Raw genomic sequence first — 17,582 nt, forward strand, 5'->3', positions numbered from 1 at the left:
CTGTATACTCCATTTCGGCTATGCACTATCTGTTTTTTCTGCTGCTGAGCGTTTTTCCCACGCCGCGCGCCGCGCCGCCTGCTGCCGTGGTACGCTTCAGCCCTATTTCGGCCGCCGCCTACGCGCAAGGCCGGCGCCAGACCCGGCCTGCCGTCGCGCCGGTGACCTTCCTGGTGCGTAAGCGCAACGGGCAGCTCATCATCCCGACCAACAAAGGCCCCCAGGTGTACCGCGACGTGGTAGTGGACGAAGCCTCCATCCGGCGCGGCATCGGTGACGAGGCAACGACTACCTACACCTACCGCGGCTTTCTGACCCGGTTTCAGCGGCATGTGGTAGAAGTAAACTTCTACGAAACTTCCGAATGGTGGCTGATTGGCAACGACGGCCGCCGGCTCACCCTGTACGGGCCGCCGCAGTACTCCCCCGACCAGCAGAGCATAGCCACCATTTGCCCCGGCCTCGAATACAGCGGCGGTCAGCCCAACGCCCTGCAACTGTTTCGGCTGCAGGACGGTATGCTGCGTAAGGCGTGGGAGCTACGCCCTGAGAACTGGGAGCCGGCGGAAATATTTTGGCTGAATAACAACACGCTGTACTTGAAGCGGGAGACCTGGACCGTAGGAGCAAACGGCAACGTGAGCTATTGGAAGATGTCCTTTCAACAGACCGACTAACTTTTTGTAGCACGTTTTCACCCCTCTACGCTATGCGCCAGTTTGCCGCCTCCGCCGCGCTTCTGCTGCTGTCCGCCGCCCTGCCGGCCGCGGCCCAGCGTGCCGTCTTCCGCACCCTCGACGGCCGCCGCCTCAGCGCCGCCAGCATCGACCGGACCGTGCAGCAGCTCATGGACTCGACGCGGGTGCCGGGACTGGCCGTGGCCCTGCTCGACGGCAACAAGGTAAGCTACCTACGCACCTACGGCCTGCGCAACGTGGCCGAGAAAGCGCCGCTCACACCCGAAACGGCCATGTACGGGGCTTCCTTCAGCAAGGCCGTATTTGCCTACCTGGTCATGCAGCTGGTGCAGGAAAAGCGCCTCGACCTCGACCGGCCGTTGCACGAATACCTGCCCAAGCCCCTGCCCGAGTACGAGGCCTACCAGGACCTGGCCGGCGACGAGCGGTGGCGCCGCCTCACGGCCCACATGGCCCTCACCCACACCACCGGCCTGCCCAACTGGCGCTGGATAGAGCCCGACAAAAAGCTGCGCTTCAAGTTTGAGCCGGGGGCCCGCTACGGCTACTCCGGTGAAGGGCTGCAGCTGCTGCAGTTGGCCGTGGAAACCATTGCCGGGCAAGGGCTGACGGAGCTAAGCCAGGCCCGTGTGTTCGGCCCGCTGGGCTTGCAGCGCAGCAGCTACGTGTGGCAGCCCGCCTTCGAGCAGAATTATGCCCTGGGCTACGACGAGCAGGGCCAGCCGCTAAAAAAGCGTAAGCGCAGCAAAGCCCAGGGCGCCGGCTCCCTCGAAACCACTCCCGCCGACTACGCCGCGTTTCTGGCCGCCGTGATGCAGGGCCAGGGCCTCGCGCCCGCCGCCCGGCAGGAAATGACCCGCACTCAGGTGCGCATTCCGTTTCGGGCGCAGTTTGGGCCGCTGGCCACCGCGGCCGTGCCCGACAGCAACCGCGCCATTCGGCTAGGCTACGGCCTGGGCTGGGGCACGTTCGACTCGCCGAAGTACGGGCACGTCTACTTCAAAGAAGGCCACGACGACGGTTGGGAAAACCACAGCGTGGTGTTTGCCGATCAGAAAAAAGGGCTGGTGCTCATGGGCAACTCCTCCAACGCCGACGGCATCTTTCGGGCCCTGCTGGCCCGCCTGCTCGGCGACACCGACACACCCTGGCAGTGGGAAGACTACGTGCCGTACCAGAACTTGGGCAAGTAGAGCCGCGGCCTGCAACTACCGGGCGGCTTCAGCGTACACCAGCCCGCATACCATGCAAGCCCACCCGGTGTGGGTGGCCACCGCAGCGCCCCAGTCCGCAAGGCTGGGGCGCTGCTTTGGGCGCTGCGCTCTGAGCCGCAGCGGCGTGTTTAGGCCACGCGCCGGGCCTCGCAGGCGGGTAGCCACTTATCCTGCTGGCACACGTGGCAGCGGGCTACGCCACCCTGGGCCAGCTCCCGTACGTGGCCGCAACAGGCGCAGGCCTGGGGGCCCGCCTGCTCGGCGCGGGGCCGGGCCGCGGCCAGCTTTTCGGGCCAGATGGGCAGGCCGGGCCGCACGTCCTCGTCCTCGAAAAAGTAGATGCTGATGTTGCCGGTAGCCTCAATATAGGCGCGGCGCACCTGGCCCAGGTGCTCTACCTGGTGCTGGCGCAATTCTCCGAATAGCTCCTTCTGGGTCAGGTTTTGTTGTTTGAAGTTGGGGAGCTGAATGAGCCCATCTTCAATCAGCAACACCGGGGCGCCCTCCAGCCAGTCGGAGAAGCGGGGGAAACGCTCGGTGAGGCGGTTGAAGAGCAGGTACAGCCCCGACACCATCACAAACACCACCAGCACGTGCAGCAGCGGCACGTCGTCGTAGAACATGGCGTCGCCGGCGGCCGAGCCCAGGGCCAGGATGATGCTCAGCTCGAAAATGGACAGCTGCCGTACCCCGCGCCGGCCCGTCACGCGCAAGGCCCCGATGATAAGCAGGTAGGTGACGACGCAGCGGCCCGCCACTTCAAGCAGGAACAACAGCGGAGCATCTTCGGAAACCAGAATCCGTTGCCAGTCGAAGGGCTTGATGTCGGCGGCGAGAAGCAGAGGGAGCATAGGCAGGATACGTGGTGAGGTCCTAACGCAAACTCCCCGGCAAGTGTTGAGCTAGTGCGGGTTGCACTGCAAATTCAGGGAACGGGCCCGGCAGGGCCAGCCGCCGTAGTGGCCTCGGCCGCTCCACCTCGGCTATACCCATTTGCGGGCGTTGCAGTACATAGTGCCAGCAGACAAGCAGACCATCGATATGGCCAGGCAGAAACAGCAGCGGGAATTTGTATTGGAAAAAGTGACGGTTCAGGGCGCGGCAGATGGGGTGGAGGAGGTACTGCTCGAAACCAACGCCGGCCCCCTGCCGGCCCGCCTGCACCCGGCCGCCGAAGGCCGCGCCGCGGTGGTGTGGGTGGGCGGAGCCGGGGGCGGCCTCGACGGACCAGCCTGGGGCATGTACCCGCGCCTGGCCAGCCAGCTGGCCGCCCACCACGGCATTGCCTCCCTGCGCCTGCACTACCGCCACCCCAATTATTATGAAGAGTGCGTGCTCGACACGTTGCTGGCCGTGCAGTACCTAGTGCAGCAGCGCCGGCACCCGGCCGTGGCCCTGGTGGGGCATTCCTTCGGCGGGGCCGTGGTGGTTACGGCCGGAGCCCTGAGCCCGGACGTAGCGGCGGTGGTGGCCATGAGCAGCCAGACCTACGGCACCGACCTGGCCCCCAAGGTGAGCCCCCGGCCCCTGCTGCTGGTGCACGGCACCGCCGACGAAATCCTCCCCGATACCTGCTCGCGCAGCATCTACCAGCGGGCCCAGCAGCCCAAGGAACTCAAGCTCTACCCCGGCTGCCGCCACGGCCTCGACGAGTGCCGCGACCAGGTAGATGCCGATGTGGTGGGCTGGCTTACCCGGCAGCTAAGCGCGGCTCTGGCTCCCCATTCCGGCCGTGAGTAGCGGTAGCTAGAGCCACAGGGCGGAGCCGCTTACAGGAGGCGCTACACCACCGGGCCGCCACGAGCAGCCGCGGCGCGCAGGCCCGAAAACCGTATCTTCGGGCTTACTGCCTGCGCGCTCAGTGGCATGAAGTCTCTCGGAAAATCGGTGCTGTTTCTGGGTATAGCCGGCCTGTTGCTGCTGCTGGTGTGGTCTATGCTGCGGAAGCTGACGGAGGCGCCGGGGCAGCCCTCGGTAACGGGAGCTTTTGGGGGCGGACTGATGTACACGCTGGGCGTAACGGGGGTATTTGGGATGCTGAACCAAGCCCTGCCCCTGTACCAGCTGCTCGGGCCACGCTACTATGCCCTTCGGGGCGCCGAGCAAATCAGCTGGCTGTACCGGGTGCTGCGGGTGGAGTGGCTGCGGCGGTTTTTGTGCTGGGTACACTACCACCGGCCCCAGCCCCGGCGTACCTTTTTCGGCGGCCGACGCGCCGACTTACCGGAGCTACTCAAGAACATTCAGGGAGCCGAATGCACCCACTTGCTGGCGCTGCTGGCCATGCTGGCCCTGCCTCCGTACTTCCTGTACCTGGGCCGCTATGATTTGGCGGCAGGCGCGGCAGTAGGAAATTTCTTCGGCAACTTTTACCCTATCGTGCTCCAGCGCCACCACCGAGGGCGCCTGCTGCGGCTCCACTCTGCGCTGTAGCGCAGCCCCACCCCTGGCCCCTCTCTACCGGGGAAGAGGCTGAAAGCAGGGCTGCTTAGCTGCTGGCCTTGTCCAGCTCGGTCAGGTCCTGGGGGCCTAGCTGCAGCTCGGTGGCGCCCAGCAGCTCCGCTACTTGCTCGGGGCTGGTGGCGCTGGCAATGGGTGCCGTGAGGCCAGGCTGGGTCATGATCCAAGCCAGAGCCACCTGGGCGGGCGTGGCCTGCTGGCGGGCAGCCACCGCATCGAGAGCCGCCAGGATGCGGTGGCCCCGGTCGTTAAGGTATTTTTGGCCGATGCCGCCACCCCGGGCGCTTTTTTGCAGGTCGGCGGCGGTGCGGTACTTACCGGTGAGGAAACCGGCGGCTAGGCCGTAGTACGGAATCACGCCTAGCTGCTCCTGCTGGCACACGGGCAGCAGCTCCCGCTCAAACTCGGCCCGGTCGTAGAGGTTATACAGCGGCTGCAGGCTCTCGTAGCGCGGCAGGTTGTGGCGCTGGCTGGCCTCCAATGACTCCCGCAGCCGGCCCGCCGAAAAGTTGGACGCCCCAATGGCCCGCACCTTACCCGCCCGCACCAACTGGGCGTAGGCTTCCAGGGTTTCTTCCACCGGCACCGCGGGGTCGTCTTTGTGCGACTGGTACAGGTCGATATAATCGGTCTGGAGGCGGCGCAGGGAGCTTTCCACGGCCCGCAGAATGTAGTCTTTCCGCAGGCCCTTTTGCTGGGCGTTGATTTCCCAGCCTACTTTAGTGGCCAGCAGCACGTCGTCGCGGCGGCCGCGCCGGCGCAGCCACCGCCCGATGATGGTTTCGGACTCGCCGCCCTGGTGGCCGGGCACCCATACGGAGTAGGCGTCGGCCGTGTCGATGGCGTTGCCGCCCCCGGCCACAAAGGCATCCAGAATGCGGAAGGAAGTAGCCTCGTCGGCCGTCCAGCCGAAGACGTTGCCGCCCAGCATGAGCGGCGCCAGGTGCAGGCCGGAGCGGCCCAGTTCGCGGGTTTGCATGTTGGGAGTGAGTGAATGAGTGAATGAGTGAATGAGTGAATGAGTGAATGAGTGATTGTCTCTGTGAATCGTCCTACGCAAGTGGCGCATCAAGCCAATGTTGAAAAACCTTATCAGGGCCAAACACTACAAGTTTCTTTTAGGTACTGCCGCTGGACATTCTTATGCGGAATACGCTCTGTTACGTGAATGCCAGATTCAGGCGCCCAATTTTTACCTTCACTCATTTACTCATTCACTCATTCACTCATTCACTCTCCCGTGCCTTCCAAGCTCGACACCCTGCCGCACGTTGACGCCCCCGACCGCCCAGCCTGGCGGGCCTGGCTGGCGGCCCACCATCAGCAGCCCGACGGCATCTGGCTGATTCTCTACAAAAAAGCCAGCGGCCAGCAGCGCATGACCTACGACGACGTGGTGGAAGAAGCCCTGTGCTTTGGCTGGATTGACTCGCTGCCGCGCCGCCTCGACGCGGCCCGCTCCCTGCTGCTCATCACGCCCCGCAAGAAGGGTAGCGTGTGGTCGGCGCTGAACAAGCGGCGGGTAGCCAAGCTGGAGGCCGCCGGCCTGCTCGCCCCAGCCGGCCAGGCCAAAATCGAAGCCGCCAAACAGGACGGCAGCTGGCAAGCCCTGGACGCCGTGGAAGCCCTCGAAATGCCCGCCGACCTGGCCGCAGCCCTGGCCGCCAACGCGGAAGCCCAGCGCCACTTTGCCGCCTTTCCGCCCGGTGTGCGCAAGCAAACCTTGCAGCAGCTGGCCGCCGCCAAACGCCCCGCCACCCGGCAGCAGCGCATAGCCCGCATCGTAGAAAAAGCCGCCCGTAACGAGCGAACCAACTAAATCACAGATTGTGCAGATTAGTTGGATTTCACTGATTTCTACTACGCTTGCTCCTGAAGTGCAGAGACGCACTACGGTGCGTCTCGTCGTTGAACGACGCCACTGGAACCCCATCCATGTGAACCACAGCCATACGGCGCGGACAAGCAGACGTGATCCGCAGGTGGGTGCAGCCGGGGCGTTGCTACATTTGATTGCTAATACGCCCAGTAAAAGCCGCGGCAAGCTTTGTCTAAATCAATGAAGCTGTTTCGGAAGTTGAAAGAACATACCGGAACGTCCTGCTGAGCGGAGCTGGAGGCGAAGTCGAAGCATCTCTACCTCTAACTAACTCCTAACGCTTGCTCAACGAAGCGGTAGAGGTGCTTCGACTTCGCCTCCAGCTCCGCTCAGCAGGACGGTTTATCAACTTCCTAAACGGCTTCAGTTTTTGCAGCGCCTGCATGGTACAGCAACGCAACCGGTGAAGCTTCGTCGTTGGACGACTTGCCCGCGAGAAGATGCAAAATAGTGCGTCTTTACATCGTGCGAGGGCAGGTGCTGGCTCACTTAAACAGCTTCTTTAACGAACGACTATGCTCCGAATCTGCTGGTTTATGCTGCTCAATGGCCTGCTGCTGTGTCTGGGTGCTGCGCCGGCCCCGCCCGTTACGGAGCGCGACTTCGGGCGGCAATTTGAGCAGCACGGTGTACAGGGCTCGTTTCTGTTCTACGACGGGGCCGCTGGGCGCTACACCGCCTACAACCTGGCGCGGTGCCGCCGGGGCTTTCTGCCGGCATCTACCTTCAAAATTCCGAATACCCTCATCGGCCTGGAAACCGGCGCCCTGCCCGATACCGCCGCGCTGTACCGGTGGGACGGCGTGGCACGCTCCTTCCCGCAGTGGAACCAGGACATGACCTACGCGCGGGCCCTGCGCGTGTCGTGCGTGCCCTGCTACCAGCAACTGGCCCGCCAGGTGGGCGCGGCTGCGTACCGGCAGTGGCTGGCAAAGCTGCGCTACGGCCGCATGCACGTCACGCCCGCCAATGTAGACACGTTCTGGCTCGACGGCGACTCGCGCATCACTCAGTTTGAGCAGGTAGACTTTCTGCGCCGCCTCCAGGCCGAGACGCTGCCCCTGGCCGCGCGCCACCAGCGGGCCGTGAAGCAGCTGCTGGTGCTGCAAAAGACACCCACCTACACCCTGTATGGCAAAACTGGCTGGCGGTTCCGCTCGGCCCGCAACCCCGACAACGGCTGGCTGGTAGGGTGGCTGACCCGCGCCGACGGCCGCACGGCCTTCTTCGCCCTGAACGTGGAGCCCCAGCCCGGCCCCCCGGACGATGCCCGGTTTCTGGCCAGCCGCCGCGCCGTAGCGGAAGCCGTGCTCAAGGAAATGGGCTGGCTGTAGCTGCCCAATGGCGCGGACCTCCAGCCCCGCGCCGCCTATGTAGGAGGCTCCGGCTTCCCCCGTCAGAACGAGCTAACGAAACGGGTGTAGAGGGTGTAGAGACGCAACATCTTGCGTCTCGTCGTCCGCGCCGGCAGAACGATGGATGTTCAGGCGGGGTCGTTCAACGAGAAGACGCAATATCTTGCGTCTCTACACCCATCTCAATGGCGCGGACGAAGGCGGCCGGAGCCCCGCGCCCTCGGGGCTTCATAAGCTACCCAAACCGTGCTACATTCCGGCATGCTACACCACCGTCTGCTGCCTCTGCTACTGCTGCTGCTCGCCCCAGCTGCCCTGGCCCAAACGCCCCGCGCCGACCTTCTTATCCGCAACGGCCGCGTGTACGACGGTGCGGGCGGCCCGGCCGTGCTGGCCGATGTGGCCGTGCGGCAGGGCCGCATTGTGGCCGTGGGAACGCTGCCGGCCGATTATCCGGCTGACACGGTGCTGGATGCGCGGGGGCTGGCGGTGGCGCCGGGCTTTATCGACGTGCACACCCACATCGAGGACGACGAAGTGCGCCAGCCCACGGCCGACAATTTCCTGCTGGATGGCGTCACAACCGTCGTAACCGGCAACTGCGGGTCTTCGCGCCCCAGCCTGCGCCGCTACTTTCGCACCTTGGACAGCCTGCATTTGTCGGTGAACGTGGCCTCGCTCATCGGGCACGGCGACGTGCGCGAGGCCGTGCTGGGCCAGGCCCGCCGCGCCCCCACCGAGGCCGAGCTGACGCAGATGGAAGCCTTGGTAGACAGCGCCATGCGGGCCGGGGCCGTGGGCTTGTCGTCGGGGCTGATTTATGTGCCCGGCACCTACGCCCGCACCCCGGAGCTGGTGCGCCTGGCGCGGGTGGTGGCTCGCCACCGGGGCCTCTACGCCACCCACATGCGCAGCGAGGGCGACAGTATCACCTGGGCCATAGCCGAGGCGTTGCAGGTGGGCCGCGAAGCCAAGCTGCCCGTGCAGATTTCCCACCTCAAGCTCAGCGGCCCGCCCAACTGGGGCCGCACCACCGAGATTCTGGGCCAGATTGAAGCCGCCCGCGCGGCCGGCCAGGCCGTTACCATCGACCAGTACCCCTACACGGCTTCCAGCACCAGCCTCAGCACCCTGCTGCCCGACGAGGTGCAGGCCGACGGGCGCGACTCGCTGCGGGCCCGGCTGGCCCGGCCGGCCGTGCGGCGCGAGGTGGTGGCGGGCCTGCTGCGCCGCCTGCGCCGGCGGGGCCTGCGCCACTTCAGCTACGCCGTAGTAGCCAGCTTCCCACCCGACACCAGCCTGCAAGGCCTGAGCATCGAGCAGATAAACCGCCGCCGGGGCCGGCCCCACCACGCCCGCCACGAAGCCGCCACCATCCTGGACCTGGTGGCGCGCTACAACGCCGGCATGGTATTTCATGGCATGAGCGAAACCGACGTGCAGGCCATTATGCGGTACCCGCACAACATGGTGGCCTCCGACGCCAGCATTCGGGTGTGGCGCCAGGGCGTGCCCCACCCGCGTGGCTACGGCTCCAATGCCCGCGTGCTGGGCCGCTACGTGCGCGAGCAGCAGGTGCTGCCCCTGGAAGAAGCCCTACGGCGCATGACTAGCCTGCCCGCCGCCACCTTCGGCTTCCAGGACCGCGGCCTGCTCCGCCCCGGTTTCGCCGCCGACATCGTCGTGTTTGACCCCGCCACCGTGCAGGACCGCTCCACCTTCGAGCAGCCGCACCAGTACTCGGTAGGAATGCGCTACGTGCTCGTCAACGGCCGCCTGACCGTATCGGAAGGCCGCCACACCGGTGCCCGCAGCGGTCAGGTGCTGCGGAAGTTTTAGCTTGTGCTGCGGCCACCGGCCGCAATGCGGAACCGCGCCGTTCAACAGTGCGCCAAGTGGCTCAGCCCCAAATTGCGGCCGGTGGGCGCAGCACAAGCTAAAGCTTATGCTACTTTCTCCAGCACACGCCAGCCGTGCGCAGGCACTGCCAGCTCGCCCGCTGTGACCTGCACTTCATTGAATACGTCAGTCCAGGGGCCGACTTCGATAGGCAAGGATAGGGGCTCAGCGGAGCTGTTGACTACGCATAGCACGGCCCGGCCTTCTTTTTCGCGCACAAACGCATAGAGACTTTCCGACGAAGACGGCAGGCGGCGGAAGCGGCTGAGCGGGTCGCCGTTGCGCAGGGCGGGGTGGCGGCGCTTGAACTGAAGCAGGCGGGTGTAAAAGTCCTGGAGCGGATAATCCTGCCAGTCGATAGGGTCGGGGTCGAAGAAGGCCAGGCGGCGGTTGAGGGCGGCTTCCTGGCCGCTGTACACCAGGGGCATGCCGGGCAGCAGCACCGTGAGCACCGCAAAGAGTAGGGCCAGCGGCCCCAGTCGCTCGTACTCGGTGCCGTCCCAGCTGTTCACGTCGTGGTTGCTGGTGAAGTGCATCAGGTACACCGTGGACGGGTACTTGGCCCGCTCGGCGGCCAGGTAGGCGTCGATGTCGGCCAGCTGGGCCTTGCCTTCGGCAATGTGGTCGAGCAGGTAGTGCAGGCGCAGGCCAAAGGTCATGTCGAAGGCTTGCTCCAGCAGCTTGGTGTCGCCGTCGAAATTGTCCCAGGTCAGCCCACCCGACGGGTACAGCTCGTCCCACTCGGCCAGCATAAACACGGGTTTCACCTGGTCGAGGGCGCGGCGGGCGTCGTTCCAGAAGCTGGTGGGCACCAGCCCGGCCACGTCGCAGCGGTAGCCGTCGATGTCGGCTTCGCGCACCCAGTACAGCAGGGCCTCGGTCATGTAGCGGCGCAGCTCGGGCTGGCGGTAGTCCAGGGCTACCACGTCGGTCCAGTCGGGCACGGGCGGCACCAGTTGGCCCTGGGCGTCGCGCTGGTACCAATCGGGGTGCTCGTGCACGAGTGGGTTGTCCCAGCTGGTGTGGTTGGCCACCCAATCCAGCAGCACCCGCAGGCCCAGCCGGTGGGCCTGCTGCACCAGCTGGCGCAAGTCGTCGAGAGTGCCGAACTCCGGGTTCACCCCAAAATAGTCCTGCACGGCGTACTGGCTGCCCCGCGTGCCTTTGCGGCTCACTTCCCCGATGGGGTGAATGGGCATCAGCCACACGATGCTAACGCCCATAGCTGCCAGCCGCGGCAGATGCTCAGCAAAGGCCCGCAGCGTGCCCTCCGACGTGTATTGGCGGATGTTGACTTCGTAGATAGTTGCATCGGCGGCCCAGGCCGGATGTTTCACCGGAAACAGGTGAGCGTGAGGGTGCAGGTCGTCAGACACGAAGAAATGAGGAAAGTTTTGCCGTTGAACGACCAGCCCGCCGCGCAGTTGCCTAGCGGCTGGCTAGCGACTGGCTAGCGACTGGCGCGAGTTTAGCGCAGCGTAACTCGTGCCCACTATGACGGGAGGCTGTGCCTCCCCACACCAGAACGACTGACGCCAGCACAGCCCGGTACCGGCTTGCCGCTGGCGCGGCAGTGGAGGCACAGCCTCCACCTCATTTTCGGCACGAGGTACGCTGCGCTAACCTCGCGCCAGATAGGCGTCAGATAGTGCCAGGTACTAAAACCGAATTACATCGGTGTCTACGGGCGGGTAGCCCAGCTGCCGGGCCATGCTCAGGAGCTGGCCTTTGTGGTGAAACTCGTGGGTGATGACGTGAGTGAACAGCTCTAGCGGCGTCAGGGTCAGCGGCGCGGGTCGGCCGGGCACGGATAGAGTCTGTGGCCGCTGCCACGCCCCTTCCTGCTGCTGCACAAAGCTTGTCACCAGTGCGTCTACCTTCCCAAACACCTGCCGTGCAGCGGCCACGTCGGGCACCGTGGCCGGGTCGAAGTAGGGGCGCGGCTGGCCCTGGGCTATTACTCCGAGCCAGTGCCGGTAGCAGTTGGCTACGTGCACCAGCAAGTCGCGAAGGCTGCTGTGGTTAAAGGTTGCCACTGGCGCCAGAAAGTCGGCTGGCGGCAGCGTAGCCAGCTGGTCGAGCAGCACGGCGCGGGCACTCTGAACCAGGGCATATTGGGCGGCAAGAAGCATAGGTGAAAGTAGCGCGGAACAGACGTTCGTGCTACCGTTTTTCCAATACCCGCCAGCCGCGGGCCGGTATGGCCAGCTGCTCCTGCGGCTTCAGCTCCACAGTCTCACCCGAAAAAACGTCCCGGAAGCGGCCGGCCGGGGCGGCGGGCAGCGGCATCGACTGGCTGGCATCGGTGAAGTTGACGGCGGTGAAGACGGCGGCGTTGTTCTTCGTCCGGGTGAAGGCGTAGGTGCCTTCCGGCGAGGCCAGGCGGGTGAACTGACTGCACGGGTCGCCGTTGCGCAGGGCAGGGTGGCGGCGCTTGAGCTGAAGCAGGCGGGTATAGAAGTTTTGGAGCGGGAAGTTGTTCCACGGAATAATGTCTTTGTCGAAGAAGCGCAGGCGCTTTTTCAGGGCCGCTTCCTGGCCGCTGTACACCATCGGGATGCCCGGCAGCAGGGCCGTCAGCACGGCCTGGGGCTGGGCGTCGGGGCCCAGGCGCTCATACTCGGTGCCGTCCCAGGAGTTGATGTCGTGGCTGGAAGTGAAGTACATGAGGTAGGCCGTGGCCGGGTACCGGGCCCGCTCTACCTGCCGGTACCGGTCGAGGGCGGCTACGGGCTGCCGGCCGCGGCTGATGCTGTCGAGCAAATACCGCAGGCGCAGGGCGTAGGTGGCGTCGAAGGCCTGCTCCAGCATGCCGGTGTTGGGGTCGAACTGGCCCTTTTTCAGAAAGGGCGGGTCGTGCAGCTCGTCCCATTCGGCCAGCATAAACACGGGCTTCACCTGCTCCAGCTCCCGGCGGGTCTGGTTCCAGAAGTCCATGGGCACGAGGCCGGCCACATCGGCCCGGAAGCCATCAAAGCCTACGTCCTGCACCCACCACCGCATCGTCTCGGCCATGTAGCGCCGCAGCTCAGGCTGGCGGTAATCCAGGTCGATAACGTCCTGCCAGTCGGCCACGGGCGGCACGAAGCGGCCCTGGGCGTCGCGGGTAAACCAGTCGGGGTGCTGCTGCACGAGCCGGCTGTCCCAGGCGGTATGGTTGGCCACCCAGTCCAGAATCACGTGCATACCGCGTCCGTGCGCTTCCCGGATAAGATGGCGCAGGTCGTCCAGCGTGCCAAACTCCGGGTTTACGGCCCGGTAGTCCCGAATGGAATACTGACTGCCCAGCGTGCCTTTGCGGTTTTTCTGGCCGATGGGCTGCACCGGCATCAGCCACAGGATGCCCACGCCCATTTGTTGCAGCCGCGGCAGGTGCCGCTCAAACGCCCGAAACGTGCCCTCCGGCGTGTACTGCCGAATATTGACCTCGTAGATGCTGGCCGAATCGGCCCAGGCCGGGTGCCGGATGGTGTACTCGGGCGGAGCCGCCGGCGCGCAAGTCACGGCCGTTTCAGCGGGCGGGTTATGGCGGCAGGCGGCCAAGGCCAGCAAGCCGCTGAGCAGGAGGGAGGCGCGGAGGTGAGGCATGGGGGAGTGGTGAGGTGGTAAGTATAATGACCGGCATGCGGAGCGCAGCCGAAGCATCTCTCCCGCTTCGTCCGCACGATTAGAATTACCCTCAGTAGAGATGCTTCGACTTCGCCTCCGGCTGCGCGGACGCTAGATGAAGCATGACCGTTCTTTTTACCTTTCACTCGCTACCACCTCACCATTTCACTACTCACCAATCACCACCAGCCGCTGGCGCTGGCCGGCTAGCTCGGCCCAGTACACGCCGCCCGGCACGAAGCGACCCTGGTCGCTGATGGCGTTCCAGCGCAGGGTGTGGGGGCCGGTTTCGGTGGCGGGTTGCAGGGTGCGTATTACCTGACCGCGAGCGTTGAGGATGCGCAGCGGGCCGGGCTGGCCGGGCTGGTGCAGGGTGTAGCGTAGCGCAGTGCCCTCGGCCGGCCCGAATGTGCGGCTGTCGGGTGCTTCCAGCGTTAGGGCTTCGGGGCTGAGGTTGGGGGCGGGTGTGGTGTTCAGTACCAGGCCCTGCACGCGCACAGTGGCGGGCTGGCCGGCTTCCAGCGGAAAGCGCACCAGCAGGGTTCGGGCCGTGGCATTGTACTCGTAGCCGGTGGGCGGCAGGGTGGCGCCGTTGAGCTGCACGGCTGCCGGCTCCTGGGCCACGCGGGGCAGTAGCAGGGCCACGGTGCGGCGGCCAGGGGCACCCTCGTAGGGCTGGCCCTGCACGGCGGCCGTGATGGTGGCCTGGGTGGCGGTGGTGTAGCCCTGGAAGCTGACGAGCTGGTACTGCCCGCTCTGCGGGGCCTGGGCCGAGTGGCCGTCGTCGTCGTAGAGGGTGTAGGTGGTGGGGCCCGCGGCGGCATCGGCGTAGTAGCGCACCTGGAGGGTGTCGGGGCGGTAGTCGGCGGTGGTGGGGGCGTAGCGGGTCAGGGGCAGGAAGGCCCCGGCCCGCACCAGCAGGGGCAGGCGGGCCAGCGGGGCCGGGCGGCCCACGGTGCGGCCACCGGGCACGGTTTCGTGGGTGAAGAAGTCAATCCAGGTGCCGGCCGGCAGCACCACGTTGCGGCGGCGCTGGCCCGGCTGCAGCACCGGGGCCACCAGCAGGCTGGAGCCCAGCAAAAACTGGTCGTTGACGTTGGCCAGCTCGGCCGTATTCTGAGCCGCAAACTGCCGCCGCCGCCGCTGGGTAAGCTGCTCGGCGCCCCAAGCGCTGGAGGCCGTGGTGTTCCAGTTCCAGACCGCAGCCGGCTGCCCATTCGGCCGCGGGGCCTCCGCTGCCACCGATTCGGCCTGCACATACGTTTCTCCAAAGTTCAGGGGCCGGGTGAGGGGCGCGCCGGTGCGGGAATTTTCCCAGGCCAGGGTGTACAGATAGGGCAGGAGTTGGTAGCGCAGATGGGTAGCCTGGCGCACGCTGCTCTGGTAGGGCTCCGGGTACCAGTACGGCTCGGGCGGCACGCCTTCGCCGTGCGGGCGCAGGATGGAGCCGAGGCTGGCCATCTGGAGCCAGCGGGTGTACAACTCACTGTCCACGGGACCCACGCAGAAGCCGCCGGCGTCCGAGTGCATGTAGCCCACCCCGCCCAAACCCATGCTCAGCATGATGGGCACCTGGGCCTGGTAGCCCGACCACGACCGGTTCACGTCGCCCGACCACGGGAAGATGCTGTGGCGCTGCATGCCCGCCCAGCCCGAGCGGGCCAGGTTGAACAGGCGCTCCTGCGGGTACTGGCGCCGGTAGTTTTCGCTCAGAATGCTGGCCCAGGCCTGTCCGTAGGCGTTATGAATGCGGCGGGTGGGGCCCAGGTCGTACACCATGTCGGCGGGCTGATTTTCCGGCTCGCCCAGGTCGCACCACCAGCCGCCTACGCCGTCCTGCTTCAGTCTATCGTACTGCTGCCACATCCACTGCCGGGCCGCGGGCCGAAACATATCCAGCAGCGTAGCCGGCCCGGCCCAGAACGAGGCCACCGTGTAGGGCTGGCCCGCCGAGTCGCGCCCCACCAGGTTCTGGCCGCGCACCAGTGAGTCGTTGCGGGAGGTGCGCATCACGTAGGGCTCCGAAATCAGCAGGGTTTTGACGCCCGCCGAGTCGAGGCGGCGCATCATGCGCTTGGGGTCGGGAAAGTTTTCGGGCACCCACCGGAAGTCGCCCTGCTGCTTGGTGCCCCCGAACCAGTACAGGTCCAGCACCAGCCCATCCAGGGGGAAGCCGGCCCGGCGCATCCGGCCGGCCACTTGGTGCATCTCCTGCTCTGTCTTATAGCCAAAGCGGCTCTGAATCAGACCCATGCCCCAGCGCGGCGGCAGGGGCTGGCGGCCGGTGAGGGCGGTGTAACGGTCCAGGATTTCGGCGTAGGAAGAACCGGCCACGAGGAAGTAAGCCAAGTTGTTTAGCCCTTCGCCCCGGTATTCGAGCACGTTCGTATCGGTGGCGCCCAGGTCGAGGGTGCCGGCCGTGTGGTTGTCGAAGAACAGCATGTAGCCCCGGCTGCTGACTACGGTGGGCAGGGTTACGTTCAGGGTTGGCTCGCCGTTCTGGTAGCTGTAGTGGGCCTCGTTGTAGAGGGTGAGCCGACGGCCGCGCCGGTCCAGGGGCAGGGCCCGGGAGCCGGTACCGTACAGGTGCTCGTCGGGGCTGAGGCGAAACGACACGCCCGCGCCACCCGGCCCTTTAGCCGCCGTAGTCTGCTGAAACACACCGCCGGCTTCGGCCACCAGGGGTTGGCCGCCGCGCTGGTAGCTGACCCGCAGCGGATTTTTCTGGATAATGACGGTGGTGACGGGGTCCGTCTGCCACTCCAGGCGACCGGCTACGGAACGCGGCGCTGCCGGCCGCGCCAGCCGCGGCTCCTGCACCACGCTCACCGACGCAATATCCGGCCCCGACTGGCCGGCCGGAAAAAACTCAACCCGCACCACGCCCTCGGCCCACGCCCGCACGCGCAGGGTGCTGCCTTCGGTGCTGCGGATGGTGAGGATGCCATTCTGGTACGTGTGGCTGCGGTAGTTGCCGATGGCGCGCACGGGCGCGGCGGCCTCTTTCCGGCCAAACGGGTCCTGCGTAGGAGGCCCATCGGTGGCGCGCTGGGCGTGAGCCGCCGGCAGCAGCGGGAGCAATAAAAAGGGCAGCAAAGGCAGGGAGCGGCGAAGCATACGCGGGCAAAGCAGTAATTGGGCCGGCAAGATAAGAGAGCTTCCAGCCTGTTCAGCCAGCTTACAGCATCATAGTTCACCGCTCTTTCCAGTTGCATAAGTGCAGCGGTTTGAAATGGAGAGCTAAAAGGTTAAGAGCGTGTTAGGGAATTGGCCTGCTCCATCTGGCGTCCGCTTGTCGAAGCATTTCTCCCGCTTCGTTGCAGTCGGCAGAAGCTACCTCTGGCAGAGATGCTTCGACTTCGCCTCCGGCTGCGCGGACGCCAGATGGAGCAGGGCCTAAACCGTGTGTTGCTAAATTCCCCAACACGCTCTTAAAGCAAGAACTAGCAGCTAGCTCCCCTCCTTGTACATGAGGGACTAGGGGTGGTGGACACTCAGTAGAGCAGCAGCTAGAAACTACAGCTAGAGCCCCTCTCCTTTTCCGGAGAGGGGTGGGGGTGAGGCAACTAGCTCTAACCTAAGCCGCTTTAGCAGCTTGCCGCTTCTCAAGCAACGCCCGCGCGCTGGCTGGCGTACAGTTCTTTATCCCTTCACCTCTCAACCCTGCGCCATGAACCACGTGGAACGCATCGAACGCACGATTACTGGCATCTACGCCGCTCTCGAACAGCCCAGCAGCCACCCCGTTGATGCCGGCCTGGGCTACATCGACAACTGGATTCATGCCCTCGATGGGTTGGGCGGCTCGGCCATTACGGGCCTGCAAAACGAGCTGCGCAGCCTGCGCGGCCACGTGGAGCGCGACGACCGGCCCGCCATTACCGGCTCCTTGCAGCACCTGGGCCAGGAGGTGTCGCGCATCGCCCGCGACATGCACGACGCCACCGGCGACCATCTGCGCCACCTGGGTCAAGCCCTCGTCACCGCCGCTGGTAATCTCAAAATGTCCTAACCGAACTTACTCCGGGATGCTGGTTCTGACATCCTTAACCCTACACGTCATTCTTCCTTCTGCCTATGCACCCTGATCCTAGCAACCCTGGCCACTCGCCCGGCTCGGCCCTGGCCGGTGTGGAGTCCCACTTGGGCGCCACCCTGCACGCCCTGCAAACCGACCACCTGCCCAGCCTGCTCCCCGCCGCTGGCGACAACCTCTACCGCTGGATGCACTTGCTGCAAACTGCCCCCCATGACGAGTTTGCCGACCTGATTGCCGAGCTACAGCGCCTCTACAATGCCCTGGGCCACGGCACCCCTTCCGACGTTGCCCAGATCAGGGAGTGCCTGTACCGGCTTGCCGAGCTGACCACCCAAAGCGCCCCCGCCGCCGGCCCCCAGGTGCAGCCGCAGCTGGAGCAGCTAGGCCAGGCCCTGCAACAAGCTGCCGGTACGCTGTAGCCCCCGCCCA

Annotated in this window: 15 protein-coding genes; 9 read left to right on the forward strand and 6 right to left on the reverse strand. The window is 65.5% G+C overall.

Going from position 1 to position 17,582, the window contains the following annotated elements; all coding sequences use genetic code 11:
• Positions 1-20 precede the first annotated feature (20 nt).
• Both OIS53_RS00780 and OIS53_RS00785 read left to right on the forward strand, forming a co-directional pair.
• Positions 21-677, forward strand: coding sequence for a hypothetical protein (locus OIS53_RS00780; protein ID WP_264680481.1), 657 nt, complete (start codon positions 21-23; stop codon positions 675-677).
• 32 nt (positions 678-709) lie between these two features.
• The gene (locus tag OIS53_RS00785) at positions 710-1,891 is read left to right on the forward strand and encodes a serine hydrolase domain-containing protein (protein WP_264680482.1); all 1,182 of its coding nucleotides are present in this window, start codon (positions 710-712) and stop codon (positions 1,889-1,891) included.
• A 149-nt stretch (positions 1,892-2,040) separates the two neighbouring features.
• On the opposite strand, the gene OIS53_RS00790 is transcribed toward OIS53_RS00785, so the two are convergent.
• Complete coding sequence (locus OIS53_RS00790; protein ID WP_264680483.1) at positions 2,041-2,763, reverse strand: DUF421 domain-containing protein; 723 nt, start codon at positions 2,761-2,763, stop codon at positions 2,041-2,043.
• A 190-nt stretch (positions 2,764-2,953) separates the two neighbouring features.
• Here OIS53_RS00790 and OIS53_RS00795 point away from each other — a divergent pair, with 190 nt between their 5' ends.
• Complete coding sequence (locus OIS53_RS00795) at positions 2,954-3,652, forward strand: alpha/beta hydrolase (RefSeq protein WP_264680484.1); 699 nt, start codon at positions 2,954-2,956, stop codon at positions 3,650-3,652.
• 126 nt (positions 3,653-3,778) lie between these two features.
• Positions 3,779-4,345, forward strand: a complete 567-nt coding sequence (locus OIS53_RS00800) for a glycosyl-4,4'-diaponeurosporenoate acyltransferase CrtO family protein (RefSeq protein ID WP_264680485.1) — start codon at positions 3,779-3,781, stop codon at positions 4,343-4,345.
• A gap of 55 nt (positions 4,346-4,400) precedes the next feature.
• On the opposite strand, the gene OIS53_RS00805 is transcribed toward OIS53_RS00800, so the two are convergent.
• Positions 4,401-5,351: an aldo/keto reductase gene (locus OIS53_RS00805; RefSeq protein ID WP_264680486.1), complete on the reverse strand. Its 951-nt coding sequence runs from the start codon at positions 5,349-5,351 to the stop codon at positions 4,401-4,403.
• 261 nt (positions 5,352-5,612) lie between these two features.
• Here OIS53_RS00805 and OIS53_RS00810 point away from each other — a divergent pair, with 261 nt between their 5' ends.
• The 3 genes from OIS53_RS00810 (at position 5,613) to OIS53_RS00820 (ending at position 9,445) form a co-directional block, all read left to right on the forward strand.
• Complete coding sequence (locus OIS53_RS00810; protein WP_264680487.1) at positions 5,613-6,191, forward strand: YdeI/OmpD-associated family protein; 579 nt, start codon at positions 5,613-5,615, stop codon at positions 6,189-6,191.
• Positions 6,192-6,766: 575 nt separating this feature from the next.
• On the forward strand, positions 6,767-7,585 hold the full coding sequence (gene blaOXA, locus OIS53_RS00815) for a class D beta-lactamase (RefSeq protein WP_264680488.1): 819 nt from the start codon (positions 6,767-6,769) through the stop codon (positions 7,583-7,585).
• Between the two features lie 282 nt (positions 7,586-7,867).
• The gene (locus OIS53_RS00820; RefSeq protein ID WP_264680489.1) at positions 7,868-9,445 is read left to right on the forward strand and encodes an N-acyl-D-amino-acid deacylase family protein; all 1,578 of its coding nucleotides are present in this window, start codon (positions 7,868-7,870) and stop codon (positions 9,443-9,445) included.
• Positions 9,446-9,549: 104 nt separating this feature from the next.
• Here the strand turns inward: OIS53_RS00820 and OIS53_RS00825 are convergent, their stop codons facing one another.
• The 4 genes from OIS53_RS00825 to OIS53_RS00840 form a co-directional block, all read right to left on the reverse strand.
• Positions 9,550-10,881 carry an alpha-amylase family glycosyl hydrolase gene (locus OIS53_RS00825; protein ID WP_264680490.1) on the reverse strand — a complete coding sequence of 444 codons (1,332 nt, stop codon included), beginning with the start codon at positions 10,879-10,881 and terminating at the stop codon, positions 9,550-9,552.
• A gap of 282 nt (positions 10,882-11,163) precedes the next feature.
• A complete protein-coding gene (locus OIS53_RS00830) occupies positions 11,164-11,637 on the reverse strand; it encodes a DinB family protein (RefSeq protein WP_264680491.1) in 474 nt (157 codons plus the stop codon).
• Positions 11,638-11,668: 31 nt separating this feature from the next.
• Positions 11,669-13,093: an alpha-amylase family glycosyl hydrolase gene (locus tag OIS53_RS00835; RefSeq protein WP_264680492.1), complete on the reverse strand. Its 1,425-nt coding sequence runs from the start codon at positions 13,091-13,093 to the stop codon at positions 11,669-11,671.
• 189 nt (positions 13,094-13,282) lie between these two features.
• The gene (locus OIS53_RS00840) at positions 13,283-16,231 is read right to left on the reverse strand and encodes a TIM-barrel domain-containing protein (protein WP_264680493.1); all 2,949 of its coding nucleotides are present in this window, start codon (positions 16,229-16,231) and stop codon (positions 13,283-13,285) included.
• Between the two features lie 553 nt (positions 16,232-16,784).
• Between OIS53_RS00840 and OIS53_RS00845 the strand changes: the two genes are divergently transcribed.
• A complete protein-coding gene (locus OIS53_RS00845) occupies positions 16,785-17,126 on the forward strand; it encodes a hypothetical protein (protein WP_264680494.1) in 342 nt (113 codons plus the stop codon).
• 65 nt (positions 17,127-17,191) lie between these two features.
• A complete protein-coding gene (locus OIS53_RS00850) occupies positions 17,192-17,572 on the forward strand; it encodes a hypothetical protein (protein WP_264680495.1) in 381 nt (126 codons plus the stop codon).
• The last annotated feature ends 10 nt before the right edge of the window (positions 17,573-17,582 follow it).

Source organism: Hymenobacter sp. YIM 151500-1, assembly GCF_025979885.1.
GTDB lineage: Bacteria > Bacteroidota > Bacteroidia > Cytophagales > Hymenobacteraceae > Hymenobacter.

What these genes read in the sequence shown, in the direction of transcription:
- OIS53_RS00780 (WP_264680481.1), top strand. Translation starts at nt 21, where the DNA reads ATGCACTATCTGTTTTTTCTGCTGCTGAGCGTTTTTCCCACGCCGCGC.
- OIS53_RS00785 (WP_264680482.1), top strand. Translation starts at nt 710, where the DNA reads ATGCGCCAGTTTGCCGCCTCCGCCGCGCTTCTGCTGCTGTCCGCCGCC.
- OIS53_RS00790 (WP_264680483.1), bottom strand. Translation starts at nt 2,763, where the DNA reads ATGCTCCCTCTGCTTCTCGCCGCCGACATCAAGCCCTTCGACTGGCAA.
- OIS53_RS00795 (WP_264680484.1), top strand. Translation starts at nt 2,954, where the DNA reads ATGGCCAGGCAGAAACAGCAGCGGGAATTTGTATTGGAAAAAGTGACG.
- OIS53_RS00800 (WP_264680485.1), top strand. Translation starts at nt 3,779, where the DNA reads ATGAAGTCTCTCGGAAAATCGGTGCTGTTTCTGGGTATAGCCGGCCTG.
- OIS53_RS00805 (WP_264680486.1), bottom strand. Translation starts at nt 5,351, where the DNA reads ATGCAAACCCGCGAACTGGGCCGCTCCGGCCTGCACCTGGCGCCGCTC.
- blaOXA (WP_264680488.1), top strand. Translation starts at nt 6,767, where the DNA reads ATGCTCCGAATCTGCTGGTTTATGCTGCTCAATGGCCTGCTGCTGTGT.
- OIS53_RS00820 (WP_264680489.1), top strand. Translation starts at nt 7,868, where the DNA reads ATGCTACACCACCGTCTGCTGCCTCTGCTACTGCTGCTGCTCGCCCCA.
- OIS53_RS00830 (WP_264680491.1), bottom strand. Translation starts at nt 11,637, where the DNA reads ATGCTTCTTGCCGCCCAATATGCCCTGGTTCAGAGTGCCCGCGCCGTG.
- OIS53_RS00835 (WP_264680492.1), bottom strand. Translation starts at nt 13,093, where the DNA reads ATGCCTCACCTCCGCGCCTCCCTCCTGCTCAGCGGCTTGCTGGCCTTG.
- OIS53_RS00840 (WP_264680493.1), bottom strand. Translation starts at nt 16,231, where the DNA reads ATGCTTCGCCGCTCCCTGCCTTTGCTGCCCTTTTTATTGCTCCCGCTG.
- OIS53_RS00845 (WP_264680494.1), top strand. Translation starts at nt 16,785, where the DNA reads ATGAACCACGTGGAACGCATCGAACGCACGATTACTGGCATCTACGCC.
- OIS53_RS00850 (WP_264680495.1), top strand. Translation starts at nt 17,192, where the DNA reads ATGCACCCTGATCCTAGCAACCCTGGCCACTCGCCCGGCTCGGCCCTG.